This window comes from Halorubrum tropicale (assembly GCF_001280455.1).
GTDB classification, from domain to species: Archaea; Halobacteriota; Halobacteria; order Halobacteriales; family Haloferacaceae; genus Halorubrum; species Halorubrum tropicale.
Genome location: NZ_LIST01000006.1, coordinates 94,688 through 110,551, shown reverse-complemented (window position 1 = coordinate 110,551; position 15,864 = coordinate 94,688). Strand labels below are relative to the sequence as shown.

Annotated in this window: 16 protein-coding genes; 7 read left to right on the top strand and 9 right to left on the bottom strand. The window is 71.2% G+C overall.

From position 1 onward, the window contains the following. The first annotated feature begins 135 nt into the window (after positions 1-135). Both AMR74_RS13975 and AMR74_RS13970 read left to right on the top strand, forming a co-directional pair. Positions 136-1,008, top strand: a complete 873-nt coding sequence (locus AMR74_RS13975; RefSeq protein ID WP_053772669.1) for a sulfurtransferase — start codon at positions 136-138, stop codon at positions 1,006-1,008. 76 nt (positions 1,009-1,084) lie between these two features. After that, on the top strand, positions 1,085-1,516 hold the full coding sequence (locus AMR74_RS13970) for a universal stress protein (RefSeq protein ID WP_053772668.1): 432 nt from the start codon (positions 1,085-1,087) through the stop codon (positions 1,514-1,516). 6 nt (positions 1,517-1,522) lie between these two features. Here the strand turns inward: AMR74_RS13970 and AMR74_RS13965 are convergent, their stop codons facing one another. The 3 genes from AMR74_RS13965 to AMR74_RS19630 form a co-directional block, all read right to left on the bottom strand. Then, positions 1,523-2,728, bottom strand: coding sequence for an inorganic phosphate transporter (locus AMR74_RS13965; RefSeq protein ID WP_053772792.1), 1,206 nt, complete (start codon positions 2,726-2,728; stop codon positions 1,523-1,525). Between the two features lie 95 nt (positions 2,729-2,823). After that, positions 2,824-4,722, bottom strand: a complete 1,899-nt coding sequence (locus tag AMR74_RS13960; RefSeq protein ID WP_053772791.1) for a S9 family peptidase — start codon at positions 4,720-4,722, stop codon at positions 2,824-2,826. An 83-nt stretch (positions 4,723-4,805) separates the two neighbouring features. After that, entirely contained in the window at positions 4,806-4,952 is a 147-nt protein-coding gene (locus tag AMR74_RS19630) for a hypothetical protein (RefSeq protein ID WP_233561732.1), read from the bottom strand. A 63-nt stretch (positions 4,953-5,015) separates the two neighbouring features. Here AMR74_RS19630 and AMR74_RS19625 point away from each other — a divergent pair, with 63 nt between their 5' ends. The 5 genes from AMR74_RS19625 (at position 5,016) to AMR74_RS13935 (ending at position 9,101) form a co-directional block, all read left to right on the top strand. Continuing rightward, positions 5,016-5,177: a hypothetical protein gene (locus AMR74_RS19625; protein ID WP_240471177.1), complete on the top strand. Its 162-nt coding sequence runs from the start codon at positions 5,016-5,018 to the stop codon at positions 5,175-5,177. 83 nt (positions 5,178-5,260) lie between these two features. After that, the gene (locus AMR74_RS13950; protein WP_053772666.1) at positions 5,261-6,868 is read left to right on the top strand and encodes an FAD-binding domain-containing protein; all 1,608 of its coding nucleotides are present in this window, start codon (positions 5,261-5,263) and stop codon (positions 6,866-6,868) included. A gap of 75 nt (positions 6,869-6,943) precedes the next feature. Beyond that, positions 6,944-7,177: a YgaP family membrane protein gene (locus AMR74_RS13945; RefSeq protein WP_053772665.1), complete on the top strand. Its 234-nt coding sequence runs from the start codon at positions 6,944-6,946 to the stop codon at positions 7,175-7,177. A 179-nt stretch (positions 7,178-7,356) separates the two neighbouring features. Further along, positions 7,357-8,589, top strand: coding sequence for an FAD-dependent oxidoreductase (locus AMR74_RS13940; protein ID WP_053772664.1), 1,233 nt, complete (start codon positions 7,357-7,359; stop codon positions 8,587-8,589). 104 nt (positions 8,590-8,693) lie between these two features. Continuing rightward, the gene (locus AMR74_RS13935; RefSeq protein ID WP_053772663.1) at positions 8,694-9,101 is read left to right on the top strand and encodes a MaoC family dehydratase; all 408 of its coding nucleotides are present in this window, start codon (positions 8,694-8,696) and stop codon (positions 9,099-9,101) included. 24 nt (positions 9,102-9,125) lie between these two features. On the opposite strand, the gene AMR74_RS13930 is transcribed toward AMR74_RS13935, so the two are convergent. The 6 genes from AMR74_RS13930 to AMR74_RS13905 form a co-directional block, all read right to left on the bottom strand. Then, entirely contained in the window at positions 9,126-10,187 is a 1,062-nt protein-coding gene (locus AMR74_RS13930) for a 3-oxoacyl-ACP synthase (protein ID WP_053772662.1), read from the bottom strand. A gap of 165 nt (positions 10,188-10,352) precedes the next feature. Beyond that, on the bottom strand, positions 10,353-11,537 hold the full coding sequence (locus tag AMR74_RS13925; protein ID WP_082356885.1) for a branched-chain amino acid ABC transporter permease: 1,185 nt from the start codon (positions 11,535-11,537) through the stop codon (positions 10,353-10,355). Positions 11,538-11,691: 154 nt separating this feature from the next. Next, entirely contained in the window at positions 11,692-12,744 is a 1,053-nt protein-coding gene (locus AMR74_RS13920) for a branched-chain amino acid ABC transporter permease (RefSeq protein WP_053772660.1), read from the bottom strand. After that, a complete protein-coding gene (locus tag AMR74_RS13915) occupies positions 12,741-13,439 on the bottom strand; it encodes an ABC transporter ATP-binding protein (protein ID WP_053772659.1) in 699 nt (232 codons plus the stop codon). Before AMR74_RS13915 ends, AMR74_RS13920 begins: the two co-directional genes overlap by 4 nt. Then, positions 13,436-14,356, bottom strand: a complete 921-nt coding sequence (locus tag AMR74_RS13910) for an ABC transporter ATP-binding protein (protein WP_053772658.1) — start codon at positions 14,354-14,356, stop codon at positions 13,436-13,438. Before AMR74_RS13910 ends, AMR74_RS13915 begins: the two co-directional genes overlap by 4 nt. Then, positions 14,356-15,789, bottom strand: coding sequence for an ABC transporter substrate-binding protein (locus AMR74_RS13905; RefSeq protein ID WP_053772657.1), 1,434 nt, complete (start codon positions 15,787-15,789; stop codon positions 14,356-14,358). The genes AMR74_RS13910 and AMR74_RS13905 overlap by 1 nt, the downstream gene beginning before the upstream one ends. Positions 15,790-15,864 lie beyond the last annotated feature (75 nt).

Here is a 15,864-nt window from a genome sequence, read left to right as displayed (position 1 = left end):
TCGACCGAGAGAAACGAACAGGGGCCCGCGAACCGTCCGAAATCCGGCGTTTCGATCGACTGCCGGCCGTCACAGGCGCCGGAAAGAACCGCCATTATCGGACGTTCAAAACGGCCTTCCGCCCTACTAGGGGTGATGGCAGACGACGTACTCGTCACGGCGGACTGGGTGGAAGAGCACCTGGACGACTTCCAGAGCGACGACTCGGACCTGCGGCTCGTCGAGATCAACAACCCGACCGTCACCGACGAGTCGGAGTACACGCCCTACGAGGAGGGGCACATCCCCGGGGCGCTGAACTTCGAGTGGGACGAGGTCTTCACCGACGAGACGGAGCGCGACATCGTCTCGAAGGAGGACTTCGCGGCCCGGAACGGCGAGGGCGGCATCGATGCCGACACGACGGTCGTCGTGTACGGGGGCGGCCGCGTCCCGAACTGGTTCGCGCTGTTCGGCTACTGGATCTACAAGTACTACGGTCACGACGACATCCGCGTGATCGACGGCGGGAAGGGCTACTGGGTCGACAACGACTACCCGCTCTCGACCGAGGCGCCCGACTTCACGCCTCGCGAGTACGAGGCCCGCGGTCCCTTCGAGAGCGTCCGCGCCTACAAGGACGACATCGAAAAGGCGATCGAGGAGGGGATCCCGATGGTCGACGTGCGCTCCCCCGAGGAGTTCTCCGGCGCGGTCATCGCCCCGGAGGGCCTCGACGAGACCGCCCAGCGCGGCGGCCACATCCCCGGCGCGAGCAACGTCCCGATCGGCACCACGCTGAACGAGGACGGCACGTTCAAGAGCGCGGACGAGCTCCGCGAGCTGTACAGCGGCGCCGGCGTCGACGGCGACGAGTCGACGATCACCTACTGCCGCGTCGGCGAGCGCTCGTCGATCGAGTGGTTCCTCCTCCACGAGCTGCTCGGCTACGACGACGTCCGCAACTACGACGGCTCGTGGACCGAGTGGGGCAACCTCGTCGGCGCGCCGATCGAGACCGGCGAGTAACCGACGCCGTCGGTCCCCCGCGCCGTCCCGCGCGACCGATCACCGGCGATATGTGTCCGGGGGCGTAAGGCGTCGCATGGCACCGTCTCACGTCCTCGTCCCGCTCGACGGGTCGCCGCTCGCCGCCGACGCGCTCGACGACGCGCTCGAACTCTTCGACTGTCGAGTGACCGTCCTGAACGTGGTGACCCCGCTCGACGCGCCGATGAGCGAGGGCGGGATCCTCGGCGCCGACGAGGACCGCCGCGAGAGCGCGCGCGACCGGGCCGACCGCATCGTCGACCGAGCGACGGACCGCGCCGCCGAGAGCGACCGCCGCGTCGAGACGGCGGTCCGGACGGGCGACCCGGCGGCGGCGATCCTGGAGTACGTCGACGCCCACGACGTCGACCGGATCGTCATGGGCGGCCACGGCGGCGAGCGCGGCCGCGTCGCGAGGCGGCTGCTCGGCACCGTCGCGACGAGCGTGGTCGGCGAGGCCCCCGTGACCGTGACGGTCGTGCGCTGAAGCCGCTTACCCGCCCAGCACCGCGGCGAAGGCCGCGTACAGGCCGTACCCGATCGCGATCGACGCCACGAGCGTGATTCCCCAGAAGAGGAGCGTGACGCCGATCTTCCGCCGTGAGACGCCCGCTGACCCCCCGGCGAGCCCGCCGCCGATGACCCCGGAGATGATGATGTTGTTGAACGAGATGGGGATCCCGAGCCCGATGGCCAGCTGCGCGATGATGAACCCGGGGACCAGCGCGGCGATCGACCGCCGAGCGCCGAGCTGCGCGTACTCGCGCGAGGTCGCCTGGAGCAGCTTCGGCGCGCCCATCCACGCCCCCGCGAGGATACCGGCGGCCCCGAGCGAGAGCAGCACGATACCCGGCAGTCCGAGCTCGACGCCGTAGAGGTTCTCGAGCGGACCGGTCGCCAGGCCGACCTGACTGCCGCCGCTGGAGAAGGCGACGACGCTCCCGAGGACGAGGAGGAACGTCCGGATGCCGTCCCCGACCGACGCCTGCGTTCGCCGGCGGACGGCGACGAACCACCCCGCGGCCGCGAGCAGCGTCACGAGCGCCGCCACGGGGTCGACGCCGAGGAGCGTCGGCGCGCCGACTTGGCGCGCGACGAACCCCGCGACGGAGCTCTGGGCCGCCTCCGGGGGCGAGGGGATGACGCCCAGCCGGACGTTGGCGACGATCCCGCCGACGACGGCCGCGAGCAGCGGGACCCCGACCGTCTCCGGGATGTCATCGCGCCGGAGGAGGGTTGCGGTGAGGTAGGCGAGCCCGCCGGAGACGGGCGGCACGAGCGCCCAGAAGAGCCCGATGCGTCGGTAGGTTTCGAGGGCGGGGTCGCCCCCGAGCGAGAGCCCGACGCCGACCATCGCGCCCGTCGTCGCGAACGCCGCCGGGACCGGGTAGCCGGTGTAGACGCCGAAGGCCATGAACCCGGTGGCGGTGAGCAGTCCCGCCGTCGCCGCCAGCGAGGTGATCTGGACGCCGTCGATCAGTCCCGCGCCGACGGTCTCGGAGATGGCCCCGCCCTGCGTGAGCGCCCCGAGGGCGGCGAGGATCCCGATGAGGAAGGCCGCCCGCATCGTCGAGATGGCGTTGGCGCCGATCGCCGGGGCGAACGGCGGCGAGTTGCTGTTCGCGCCGAGGGCCCACGCGGTAGCGAGGCTGGTTAGCGTCGCGAGGGCGACGAGGACCCAGAAGCCGACGCCGACCACGCTCACGCGCCTCCCTCCGCGCGGGATCGATCCATGTCACTCGGTCCGACGGCGGCGTCGGCTAAATAATCCCCGTCGGACGGGCGTCGGCCGCGTCAGTCGTCGAGCGACGCGACCGCGGTCCGCTCCGCACCGATCCGGCGGTCGAGGAAGTCGTCGAGCAGCTCCAGCGAGCGGATCTTCTGGTCGATGTCGCCCGAGCCGTGGCCCTCCTCGCCGAGCTCCTCGTACTCGTAGTCGTCGCCCTCCGCGAAGCCGGCCTCGTCGAGCGCGTCCCGGAGGATGCGCGCCTGCGAGACCGGCACCCGCGGGTCGTTGACGCCGTGGACGATCAGCAGCGGCGCGTCGACGTTCTCGACGTAGTTCACCGGGCTGCGCTCGCGGTATATCGCCTTGTTCTCGTCCGGCTCGCCGAGGTTCTTCACCATGAGCTCCGTCCGGAAGTGGGGCATGGTGTTCTCGTACATGTCGAACAGGTCGCTGACGCCGACCCACGTGATCCCGGCCGCGTACAGGTCCGGGTACTGGACCATCTGCCAGTTGGCGGAGTAGCCGCCGTAGGAGCCGCCGTAGACGGCGACGCGGTCCTCGTCGAGCCAGTCGTACTCGTCGAGGACGTACTCGGCGCCGGTCGCCACGTCGCCCTGCTCGGCGCCGCCCCAGTCGCCGTACAGCTCCTGGACGAACTCGCGGCCGCGTCCCGTGGAGCCGCGGTAGTTCACCTGGAGGACCGAGTAGCCGCGCGACAGCAGGAACTGGACGCGGTAGCTGAACCGCCGCATGTCGTGGTGTCGCGGCCCGCCGTGGGGGTTGACGATCAGCGGCGAGGGGCGTCGGCCGGAGTCGAACAGCAGCCCCTCGATCTCGAACTCCTCGTAGGGGTCGTGGTCGACCGCGCGCGCCGGCGTCTCGGGGACGCCGTCGGAGGCGAACGTCACCGTCTCCGGCTCGACGAAGTCGTCCGGGTCGAACGGGCCGTACTCCGCGTCGAACAGCGTCTCCGTCGCGTCCGCGTCGAGGTCGTAGGCGACCAGTTCCGGCCGCTTGCTCGACGTGGTCCGGTACGCGAGCAGGCGGTCGTCCGCGAGCCGGCCCTCGGCCACGCTCGCGACGCCCGCCGGGAAGTCTAGCTCGCGGCCCTCGCCGCTCTCGACGTCGTAGACGACCGGGACCGTCACGGCGCCGCGCGTCCGGCCCGCGACGAACCGGTCGCCGCCCTCGAGGAAGCGGCTCGGCGACTCCTCGAACTCGCCGTCGCCGAACCAGGTCACGTCCGCGTCGTCGACGCCGTCCGAGAGGTCGACGATCCCGGCCCGGCCGAGGTCTTCGCTGTTGTCGCTAATGAGGAGGCGATCGCCGTCCGGTCCCCAGTCGGTGGGCGCGGCCTCGGCGCCCACCTCGCCGACGTCGAGCTTGCGCGCGTCCGACCCGTCGGCGGCCGCCACGTACGTGTCGAGGTTCTCGTAGGTGTCCGTCTCGTTCGTCGTGAAAGCGATCCGGTCGCCCTCGGGAGAGAGCTCGCCGCCTCCGACGGCGCGCTCGTAGTCGGTGACCTTCTCCGTCTCGCCGCTCGGCACGTCGTGGCGGTAGAGGTTCATCTGCCCGTCGCGGCTGGAGCCGAGCAGGAGGGTCTCGCCGTCCTCGCCCACGTCGTGGAGGCGGATCTGGCCGTCCATCTCGACGACTGGCTCGCTGTCGCCGTCGAGCGACATCGCCCAGACGTCGTGCTGCTCGTCGCCCGCCTCGTCGCGGTGGTAGAAGAGGCGGTCGCCGCTGGGGTCCCACTCGAAGCCGGCGCGGACGGACCGGGGCACGTCGCCGTCGCTGAGCTGCTCTAAGGACCCGTCTGTCGGGTCACAGAGGTGAAGCTCGTTGCGGCCGGTCACGTCGTAGTAGAGGGCGACGGTCTCTCCGTCCGGGGACACGCGCGGACTCGCGATCGTTGGCAGCGAGGCGAGTTCGCGCAGTACGTCGGTCTCGTCTGAGTCTGACATCCGGATCATACCGGCGGCGGAAACGTCTTGAACGTTTCCCGGGTATCGGTGGGCGCGCGCAGCGCGGCGGTATCGGTGGATCGTCAGGCGGGCGCCGACTCGGTGACGCGCTCTAACTCGGCGATGCCGAGCGCCATCCCGAACACCATGAGGCCGACCGCCGCGACGCCGGCCGGAAGGGAGATCTCCGCAATCACGCTCGCGGTGAACGCTCCGATCCCGCCGCCCATGGCTCCCCGAAACCGCGCCAATCGACCCGGGTCACCCCGCGATGTTCGTCGCCATGTCTTCCGATGGGCGACGACGAGCGACGTCGTCGCCGCGTAGAGGGGAAATATCGCCGCGGTTACAAACGGGTCTCCGGGGAAGAAACGCGCGACGAGACCGGCGACGGCCAGTCCGACGACCAGGGCGACACCGTAGCGGAGGGCTCGGTTCACGGTCGTTTATTGTAGGTGTTTCCTAAATGTATTCTGTTGGGTTACCGGTGACGACCCGCCGACAGACCCTTGTCCGGACGCGCCGAACTCCGTGTGAAATGGGCTCGTTCGCGGACGCTCCGCTTCCCGTGGCTCCGGACGCCGAGGCGGTCCGCTCCCTCTCGCGGCCGGACGACGCCGACCCCGGAACCGTCGTCTGGCACCGCAGCGACCTGCGGATCGCGGACCATCCAGCGGTCGCGGCGGCCGCCGACGAGTCCGACCGAATCCTCCCGCTGTTCGTCTTCGACCCCGGGTTCCACGACGCGCGCGGCGCGGCCTGCGACGCGCGGATCGCGTTCCTCCACGACTGCCTGCGCGACCTCGACCGCCAGTACCGCGACGTCGACGGCGCCGGGCTGACGTACGCGCACGGCGACCCGATCGAGGTCCTCTCGCGGTTCGCCGACGCCGGCTGGGATGCCGTCGCGAGCGCGACGGCGACCGGCCGGTACGGACGCAGACGCGACGAGCGCGCCCGCGAGCGCCTCGGCGTCGAGTTCGTCGACGGCGACGGACTCGTCCGGGACGCCGACCGCCCGCGAGCGGACTGGAGCGACCGCGTCGAGGCGTGGCTCGCGGCGGAGCCGTTCGACTGGGACCCCCGGTCCGTCGCGGTCGAGCGCGTCGAGACGGGGATCACCCCCGAGCGAGTCGCCGACGCCTACGGGGTCGAGCTGACGAAGACGCGCGTGCCGACCGGGGGACGCGAGGCCGGCCGCGAGCGTCTCCACGCGTTCACGGAGGAGATCGCGGAGTACCCCGGCTCCATCTCCTCGCCGGTCGACGCCCGCGACGGGACGAGCGGCCTCTCCCCCTACCTGCGGTTCGGCTGCCTCTCCGTCCGCGAGGTCCACCGCCACGTCGACGAGCGCGCGCCGGACGGCCGCGGCAAGTCGATGTTCGTCTCTCGGCTGTACTGGAACCGCCACTACACGCAGAAGCTGCTCGACTGGCCGGGGTGGCTCGACCGCGCCGTCAACCCCGTGTACGAGGAGTTCAACCGCGACCGACACGACCCCGACCTCGTCGCGGCGTGGAAGGACGGCGAGACGGGGTTCCCGATGGTCGACGCGAGCATGCGCTGCCTGCGCGAGACCGGGTGGCTCAACTTCCGGATGCGGGCGCTCTGCGCCTCCGTCTACTTCCACATCCTCCAGCAGCCGTGGCGGATCGGCGCCGACCACTTCTACGAGCACCTGATCGACGGCGACCCCGCGATCAACTACACCCAGTGGCAGTCGCAGTGCGGACTGGTCGGCCGTCCCGGACTGCGATTGTACGATCCGCGCAAGCAGATCCGAGACCAAGACCCCGACGGGGAGTTCGTCTCGCGGTGGGTCCCGGAGCTCGCACCGCTCCCGGTCGCCCACCTCGACGCCCCCGAGAAGACGCCGCTCGCGGTCCAGCGCGAGGTCGGCGTCAGGATCGGCGAGACGTACCCGTACCCGGTGGTCGACTACGAGGCGGCCCGCAGCGAGTTCCGCGAGCGCTACGGGGCCGCGTACCCCGCCGCGGCGGAGCGGCTCGGCGAGGAGGCGATAGCCCGGCGAGCGTCGCTCTCCGGCGGGATCGACGCCGCGGAGTCCATCGCGGCCGACCACGGGGAACCGGACGCGGACCCCGGGACCGGCTCCGCCCAGGCGGCCCTCGACGAGTTCGAGTGAGCGGTCGCGCCCCTGCTCGGCCGCGCTCGCGACACGGTGGAAAGGTTGATACGGTCGTGTGTCGTATTGTGCTGTATGGAACAAAACGTCGGTTCGACGGACAAGCTCGTCAGGACGGCCGTCGGCGCGGTCGTCGGTGCCGCCTCGATAGCGACGCTCGCGGGCGTCGGGCCGCTTCCGGCCCTCGCCGCGCCGGTGCTCGGCGTCGTCGCGCTCGCGATGCTCGCGACGGCGGCGACCGGCACCTGCGGGCTCTACGCCCTGCTCGGCGTCAGCACCTGTCCCGCGGACGGGCGGGCCTCCCGCTGAGCGGCGGCGGACCGACGTTCTGTTTTTCGGCGGCATGGCCCCCGTAGGCACGGTATCACGCCGTTTCGGCGGAGGCCTCAAGTGGCCGCGAGCCGTATCGATATCGTGATCGACAGCCATCCGAGCCGAGGGCGTCTCGCGGCGGACCGTGGCGCGGATCCGAACGGGGTGAGCGCCGCGTGAGCGACGATCCGACGGTCCTCGTGATCGGCGGCGGCGCGACGGGGACGGGGATCGCCCGCGACCTCGCGGGGCGCGGCGTCGACGCCGCGCTCGTCGACCGCGGCGGGCTCGGCGGCGGCACCTCCGGGCGCTCGCACGGCCTCCTCCACAGCGGGGCCCGGTACGCCGAGGCCGACGCCGAGGGCGCCCGCGAGTGCATCGAGGAGAACCGGACGCTCCGGTCGATCGCCGGGGCCTGCGTCCGCGACACCGGCGGCCTGTTCGTCCGCCTCGCCGGCGACGACTCGGACTATCTGGAAGAGAAAATCGCCGCCTGCGAGGAGATCGGTATCGAGACCGAGCGGCTGGACGGCGACGCCGCCCGCGAGGCGGTTCCGGGCCTCGCGGGGGCGGTCGAGGAGGCGTTCCGCGTCCCCGACGGCGTCATCTACCCGTCGCGACTGGTTGCCGCCAACGCCGCCGACGCCGAGCGGCACGGGGCGACCGTCCGCCCGAACGCGCCCGTCGAGGACGTGACGGTCAGCGACGGCGCGGTCGAGTCGGTCCGCGTCGGCGGCGCGGTCGACGCGACGCTCTCGCCCGAGGTCGTCGTCAACGCCACCGGCGCGTGGGCGGACTCGATCGCGGAGATGGCCGGCGTCGAGGTCGGGATGGCGCCGAGCCGCGGCGTGATGGTTTCCGTGGATTACGACGGGCTCGATCCCGTATTGAACCGGTGTCGGGACCCCGACGACGGCGACATCGTCGTGCCCCACGACGGCGAGGTCGTGCTGGGGACGACGAGCGTCCCCGTCTCCGACCCGGACGACTACGAGACCGCCGAGTGGGAAATCGAGCGCTCCGTCGAGGAGTGCGCCGCGATGCTCCCCGCGGTCGCCGACGCGCCGACCGTTCGGACCTGGTGGGGCGTCCGCCCCCTCTACGCGCCCGACGAGACGGGCTCTGACCGCCGCGGGATCTCCCGCGGGTTCACGCTGCTCGACCACGAGCGCGACGGCGCCGCCGGCCTCTACAGCGTCGTCGGAGGCAAGCTGACCACCTACCGGCAGATGGCCGAGACGACCGCCGACCGCGTCTGCGAGCGCCTCGGGGTCGACGCAACCTGCGAGACCGCCAGCGAGCCGCTCGCGCACGCCGACGACCCCGAGCGGCTGGACGAGCTGGTCGCCGAGTACGGCGGCGCGAACCCGACCGACGCCGACGTGGTCGGCGCGCCGACGGACGACTGAGCCGGACTAGGGATCCACCGCGGACACGTCCACGCGTCCCCGGCCCGACGCGGGGTTCGAGGCTGAACCACGGGATTGAGGCCCCGCCGGCGAGACCGATCGGTATGCCAGTCGCGACGGTCGGCGAGACGGCGACCAACGAGGTAACGGTGACCGAGGAGACGATCGAGGCGTTCGCGGAGCTCTCGGGCGACGAGAATCCGATCCACCTCGACGACGAGTACGCCGCCGAGACGATGTTCGGCGGCCGCGTCGCGCACGGAATTATCTCGGCCGCAGTCGTCTCCGGCGCGCTCGCGGGGCTCTCCGGCGACATCGTCTACCTCTCGCAGGAGCTGTCGTTCGAGAAGCCGGTGTTCCCCGGCGACACGGTCGCGGCGAGCGTCAGCGTCATCGACGACCTCGGCGGCGACCGCCTCGCGGTCGAGACGACCGCGACCGTCCCCGAGCGCGACGAGCGCGTCCTCTCCGGGGAGGCGGTAGTGCTGTCGGTGCCGCACAGCGACGAGTAGCGAGCCGCCGCGGCGGCCGGTCGGTTACCCCTGCCACCGGAGCACGGTCGCCGACCAGGTGTAGCCGGTGCCGGCCGCGAGCAGGCAGACGAGGTCGCCCGGTTCGAGCCGGCCCGTCTCGACGCCGGCCTCCAGCGCGAGCGCCTGATCGACGCTCTGGACGTGGCCGTACTCGTCGAGGTAGTAGCCGTCGCTCGCGGGGTCGAGCCCGAGCTCGTCGAGGACGCGCTCGTGGAACGACCGCTTCATGTGCGTCAGCGCGACGTAATCGAGGTCGCCGCGCTCGAACCCCGACCGCTCCAGGGCCGTGTCGGCGACGGAGAGGTACGCCGGCAGCGACACCGGACCGAGCCGCTCTTTCATGCCCTCGGGGTCGGGCACGTCGAGAGCGTGGAGCCCCTCGCGGACGGTCTCCTCGCTCGGCGGGCGCTTCGACCCGCCCGCCGGCATCACCACGTCGTCGGCGAACGAGCCGTCGGTCTCGGCCGCGCTGGCGCGGACGGTCGCCCGGGCGCGACCGCCGAACGGGTCGTCGTCGGTCGCCGCGTCGGATCCGTCGCCGTCGTCGCCCGCCTCGACGACGAGCGCGCTCGCGCCGCTGCCGAAGTTGAACATGAAGGAGCTGTCCTCGTTGCCGTAGTCGACGAGGTCCTCCTCGCGGCTGGCGGCGACGAGCAGCGCCGCGTCGATCGGTTCCGCCTCCAGCTGCGCGGTCACCTGTCGGAGCGCGATCGGTGCGCCCGCACACAGCGTGTAGCTCTCGGTCGCGTACGCGTTCGTCGCCCCGATCCGGTCGGTGATCGACGCCGCCGCCGACCAGACGACGTGGTCCTTGTACTCCGAGCCGTGGTAGACGACGACGTCGAGGTCGGTCGGGTCCACGCCCGCGTCCGCCAGCGCGGCCTCGGCCGCCTTCACCGACATGTCGGTCGCGTGGTCGCCGTCGGGCGGACAGACGCGCTTCTCGCGGACGCCCATCTTCTCGACGACGACCTCCTCCGGGATGCCGCTCTCGGCGGCGATCGCTTCGCCGGTAACGGTCTCGTCGGGGACGTAGGTCCCGAGTCCGGTGATCCCGACCGTCATGCGTCTCCTCCGTGCCGCGTTCGGTCCGTCTCGTCGCGCTCCGTCCGGTCCGCTCCGTCGTGTCGCGTGGGTTCGATCATGTGTCGTGTGAGAGTCGCGGCCGGTCGCGGCGAGCGCGCGCGTCGGCGCGTGCCGCGGCGTCCGCGGAGCCGCGGGCCCGCGACGCTACCGGAGGTAGCGCCGCAGGTGGTCCGGGAGCCGCTTCCCGACGGTGCCGCCGAGCCGGTCGCGCAGGGTGCCGAGGATGCCGTTCGGGACGAACAGCACGAACAGCACGAAGACGATCCCGAGGTACAGCGGGGCGCGCCCGTCGACCGCGGTGTTGACGAACAGCTCCAGGCTGATCCCGAAGAGGTCGGCCTGGAGGACGCTCTCCGGGAGCCCCTCGCGGAGCAGCGTCGCGATCCCGCCGCTCTCGGTCGAGAGGACGTCCTCTAACCCCTGGTTGAACAGGGTCCCGTACACCGGGCCGGCGAGGGTGCCGAACCCGCCGACGATCGTCGTGATCAGCGCGTCGGCGGTGACGAGGAAGTAGAACGTCCCGTCGGGCGCGACCGACCGCGAGTAGGCGGCGAAGATCCCGCCCGCGACGGCCCCGAAGAAGCCGCTGACGGCGAACGCGGCCAGCTTGAACCGATAGGTCGCGTAGCCGACGGCGCGGGCCCGCTCCTCGTTCTCGCGGATCGCGATCATTACGCGCCCGAACGGCGAGTGGAGGATCCGCTGCATCGCGAAGTAGCAGACGACGACGACGATCCCGAGCGCGTAGTACGAGACCACCGTCGCCGAGAGGTCGAGCCCGAGCCCGAGCAAGTTCTCGAAGCTCTCGCCCGTGAGCCGCCCCACGTCGAGGCTCAGCGCGTCGACGAACGGGACGCCGATCGCGAGCGCGTCGCCGCTCACCGTCGCGCCCTCGGTCGGGTTCGTCGAGACGTATCCCCACGAGCGGATCAGCTCGTAGATCACCTGCGCGAACCCGAGCGTGATCATCGCGAAGTAGACGCCCGTGAGCCGGAACGACACCGACCCGATGACGAGCGCGAGCAGGCCGGCCAGCGCGGCGCCCAAGAGGAGCGTGATCATGAACGGGGTACCCTCGGGAACGCCCGGGACCTGTCCGTTCGCGGCGAGGACGACGAAGTACGCGCCCGTGCCGTAGAAGGCCGCGTGGCCGAACGAGAGGTAACCGGTGTAGCCGCTGACGAAGTCGAAGCTCATCGCGAACAGGCCCATGTACAGCACCACGACCATGAACGTGATCGCGGGGAGGAACGCCTCGGCGAACGGGGCCGCCGGCGTCGCGAGCAGCGCCTCGTAGGCCAGCGGGTACAGCAGGAACCCGACGATCACGGCCGCGTGGACGACGTGGTCGCGCAGGTACGCGCGAAGGCCGCCGGTCGCGGTCGACGGCGGAATCGGGTCCGTCTCGTCGACGGGCGCGTCCGATTCTGTCGGTGCGTCCGCGTCGACGGGCGCGTCCGCGTCGGCGGAGGGGTCGGGGTCGCTAATGGCCCCCCACCTCCTCGACGCCGTAGAGCCCCTGCGGGCGGATAATGAGCATCACCACGAGCAGGAGGAAGATGGTCACCTCGGAGAGGCCGGGGAAGGTCACGATCCCGGTGGTGAACAGCCACGTCGTCACCGAGTCGGCGACGCCGACGATGCCCGCGGCGACGAGCGTCCCCGTGAAGCTCCCCAGCCCGCCGATGATGACGACGACGAACGCGTACAGCAGCACGTCGATGCTCAGGAGGACGCTGGGGCCCCAGATCGGGTCCCACATCAGCAGCACGCCGCCGACCGCGGCGAGCCCGGTGCCGACGCCGAACACGACGGTGAACGCCTGCCGCACGTCGATGCCGAGCGCCTGGACCATCTCGGTGTCCTCGCTGCCGGCGCGGATGTAGAGCCCGTACAGCGTCTTCGTCAGGAACGCCCACACCGCGACCGCGACGACCGCGCCGATCGCGATCTCGAAGAGGTACAGCCGCCTGACGCCGACGCCGAACAGCTGGGTCCGGCCCAAGAGCACGTCCGGGGCGGTGGCCATCGGCGCCTGCCACTGCGGGTCCGGCTGGATCCCGCGGAGCGTTAAGACGATCCGGGCCAGCTCCTCGATGATGAGCGAGACGCCGAAGGTCAACAGGATCTGGTAGGTGGGCGTGCGGTCGTAGATCGGTCGGATCAGCGCGACCTCCATCGCGCTGCCGGCGGCGGTCGTGACCGCGAACACCAGCGCCAGCGCGACGAAGAAGACGAGTATCGTCGCGAGCGTCCCGGTGTTCGCGCCGACGACGAGCACGAGCACGAGGCCGCCGAGGTACGCGCCGACCATCGCGACCGCGCCGTGCGCGAAGTTGAGGACGCCCATCAGCCCGAAGACCAGGGTCAGCCCGACCGCGATGGTGAAGTACACCGCGCCCTTGCCGATCCCCTCGGCGAGCACGCGGGCGGCCGTCTGGAGGCCGTCGACCGCGCCGCCCGTCGCGAGCAGCGCGCCCGGGTCGAGCAGCGGCGCGAACTGCGAGAGCGCCGCCGCGAGCGTTCCGGGGGTCATGCGGTGAGGTACCTCCGGATTCGCTCGTCGTCGCTCGTGACGCCGGCGGTCTCGCCCTCCTCGACGACGACGCCGTGGTCGACGAGGTAGAACCGGTCGGCCAGGTCCATCGCCAGCCGGAAGTTCTGTTCGACGAGTACCATCGTCGTGTCGGCGGAAGCCGCGCGGAGCGCCTCGACGACGTCCTCGACGATCTGGGGCGCGAGCCCCTCGCTCGGCTCGTCGACGAGCAGCAGATCGTTGTCGCCGACCATGCCGCGGGCGATGGCGAGCATCTGCTGTTGCCCGCCGCTGAGGTCGCCCGCCTCCTTGTCGGCGAAGCGGTCGAGCGCCGGGAACAGCTCGTAGGCCTCCGCGATCCGAGCGCCCGGGTCGGCCGCCGAGTGCGCGGCGACGCGGAGGTTCTCCTCGACAGTGAGATGCGAGAACACGCGCCGCTCCTCCGGGACCCAGCCCATTCCCCGGGCGGCGATCTCGTGGGGCTCCATCCCCGTCACGTCCGTTCCGTCGAACCGGACCGTCCCCTCGCGGGGCGGCGTCAGCCCGAGCGCGGTGCGGAGCGTCGTCGTCTTCCCGACGCCGTTGCGCCCGACCAGCGCGACGATCTCGCCCTCCTCGACCGACAGCGAGAGCCCCTGGAGGATGTGGCTCTCGCCGTAGTACGTGTGGACGCCGTCGAGTTCGAGGGTCGTCACCGCGGCTCACCCCCGGCGCTCGCGCGGCGACCGCCGTCGGCCGCGGCGTCGCCGTCGCGGTCGGCGGTGCCGTCGCTCTCCTCGGTGTCGTCGCCGGTCCCCTCGCCGGCCGCCGAGTCGTCTCCGGCCCCCTCGCGGCCGTACCCGCCGAGGTACGCCTCCTGAACGGCCGGGTCACCGCGCACGTCTTCGGGTGGACCGTCGGCGATGAGCTCGCCGCGGTGGAGGACGGCGATCCGGTCGGAGATGTCCATCACCACCTCCATGTTGTGTTCGATGAGCATCACCGAGTGGTCCTCCGCCACGTCCTCGATCAGCCCGACGACCTCGTCGACGCCCTCGCTCGACACGCCGGCGGTCGGCTCGTCGAGCAGCAGGAGGTCGGGGTCGCCGGCGAGCGCGACGCCGATTTCCAGGCTGCGCTTCTCGCCGTGGCTCAGGTTCTCCGTGACGGTCTCCGCCTCGGCCGCCAGCCCGATCCGTTCGAGGATCGCGGTCGCCTCGGCGTAGTGTTCCTCGAAGTCGGCCACGTTGCGCCACAGCTTCCAGGAGTCGTTTCCGCGGCTCGCCTGCGCGGCGACGCGGACGTTCTCCAACACCGTCAGCGTCGGGAACAGGTTCGTGATCTGGTACGACCGGTGGATCCCCGCGAGCGCCGTCTCGTCCGGCGAGGCCGCGGTGATGTCGAGCGCCGAACCGCTTCTGTCCGTCCCCGCGGCGCCGCCCGGCGGGTCGAAGCGGATGCGTCCGTCGGAGGGCTCCAACACGCCCGTGAGCAGGTTGAAGAACGTCGTCTTCCCCGCGCCGTTCGGGCCGATGATCGAGCAGAGCTCGCCGGCCTCCAGCGCGAAGTCGACGCCGTCGACGGCGGTGATGCCGCCGAAGCGCTTCGTGAGCCCCTCGGTCTCCAGCAGCATTACAGCGAGCAGCTGGCGTCCGATTCGGGGACCATCACGTCCTCGGCGTCGAGGCGTTCGAGCGGCTCGCCCGGCATGATGGGCGCGTCCCAGGTGTCGGCGTACTCGTCGCTGGTCGGGACCGGCCACGCGACCGTCATCTGCGAGGCCGCCTGGTTGTTGTGCTCCTGGAACGTGTACCCGTTCTCGCCCTTCGGCGTGTCCGTGACGGTCATCCCGCGCAGCGCGTCGGCGATGTCGGCGCCGTCGGTGGAGCCGGCCTCCGAGACGGCCTGCGAGAGCGCCGAGGCCGCGGTGAAAGTGCCGGAGCTGAACAGGTCGGGAACGATGCCGTACGCGTCGACGTGCATCTGCCGGAACTGCTCGTTGATCGAGTTGTCGTACTGGTTCCAGTGGTACCGGCTGGTGAACGGTCCGAGCCCGGCGTCTTTGACGTCCTGCGCGGTGAAGTCCTCGCCCAGCGCCGACTCGATGGTACCGCCGATGAGTTGCGTCGTCAGCAGGGCCGCGAACCCGCCGAACACCTGGACGTCGTAGGAGATGGCCGAGGTGAGGAACTGCGGCAGCGTCGACGCCGTGAAGCCGCCGACGACGCCCGACGCGCCGTCCGAGACCGCCTGCTCGAAGAGGCCGTCGAACTCGGAGTAGCCGACCTCGACGAACCGCGGCTCCAGCACGTCGACCCCTTGGCTCTCCAAGACCTGCGTGTAGTTGCTCGCGACGCTCTGCCCGAACGCGTTGTCGGACGCGAACACGGCGACCGTGTCGATGTCGAAGTTCTCCGCCACGTACGTCCCCCCGGCCCGCGCGTCCATCGCGGTGTGCTCGCTCGCGCGGAACGCGAGCGGGTGACAGAACTCGTCGCTCACGGTGATGCCGGCGTCGGCCGCGGGCCCGATCAGGTAGGGCACGTCCGTCTCGTCGACGACGGTGTCGATGAGCCGACGCGCGCTGTCGGAGGAGGTGCCCCCGAACAGGATGTCGACCTCTTCGTCCAAGACGAGGTCGGTCGCGACGCTCTGGGCCGTGTCCGGGCTGAACCCGGTGTCCTCGACGATTATCTCGTAGGTGGGGCCACCGTCGGGATCGACGGTGTACGTCCCCGGCGTCGCCTCCTGGATCGGGTCGAGGTCGTGCTTGTACGCCAGCCCGGAGTAGAACCCGCGGAGGCTGATCTGCCCGTAGTACTGGAGGTCGCCGGAGGTCGGCTGGAGCGCGCCGATCCGGACCGTCTCGCCGGAGAGGTCCCCGCCGCCGGCGCCGTCCCCGCCGCTGCCGCCGGAGCCGTCCCCGCCGTCCGACCCGTCCTCGCCGTCCGACCCGTCCCCGCCGTCTCCGCCCCCGGAACAGCCGGCCAGGCCGGTCAGTCCCGCCGCGCCGACCGCGGCGCCGGTTCCTCGCAGGTACGATCGCCGTGTGTGTTCGTCTCGCATACACTACCCGAGGACGACCACCATTATCAAGGGCCGAGTTAAGATGTTAACAGTCCTCTCGGATTCGACGGGCAA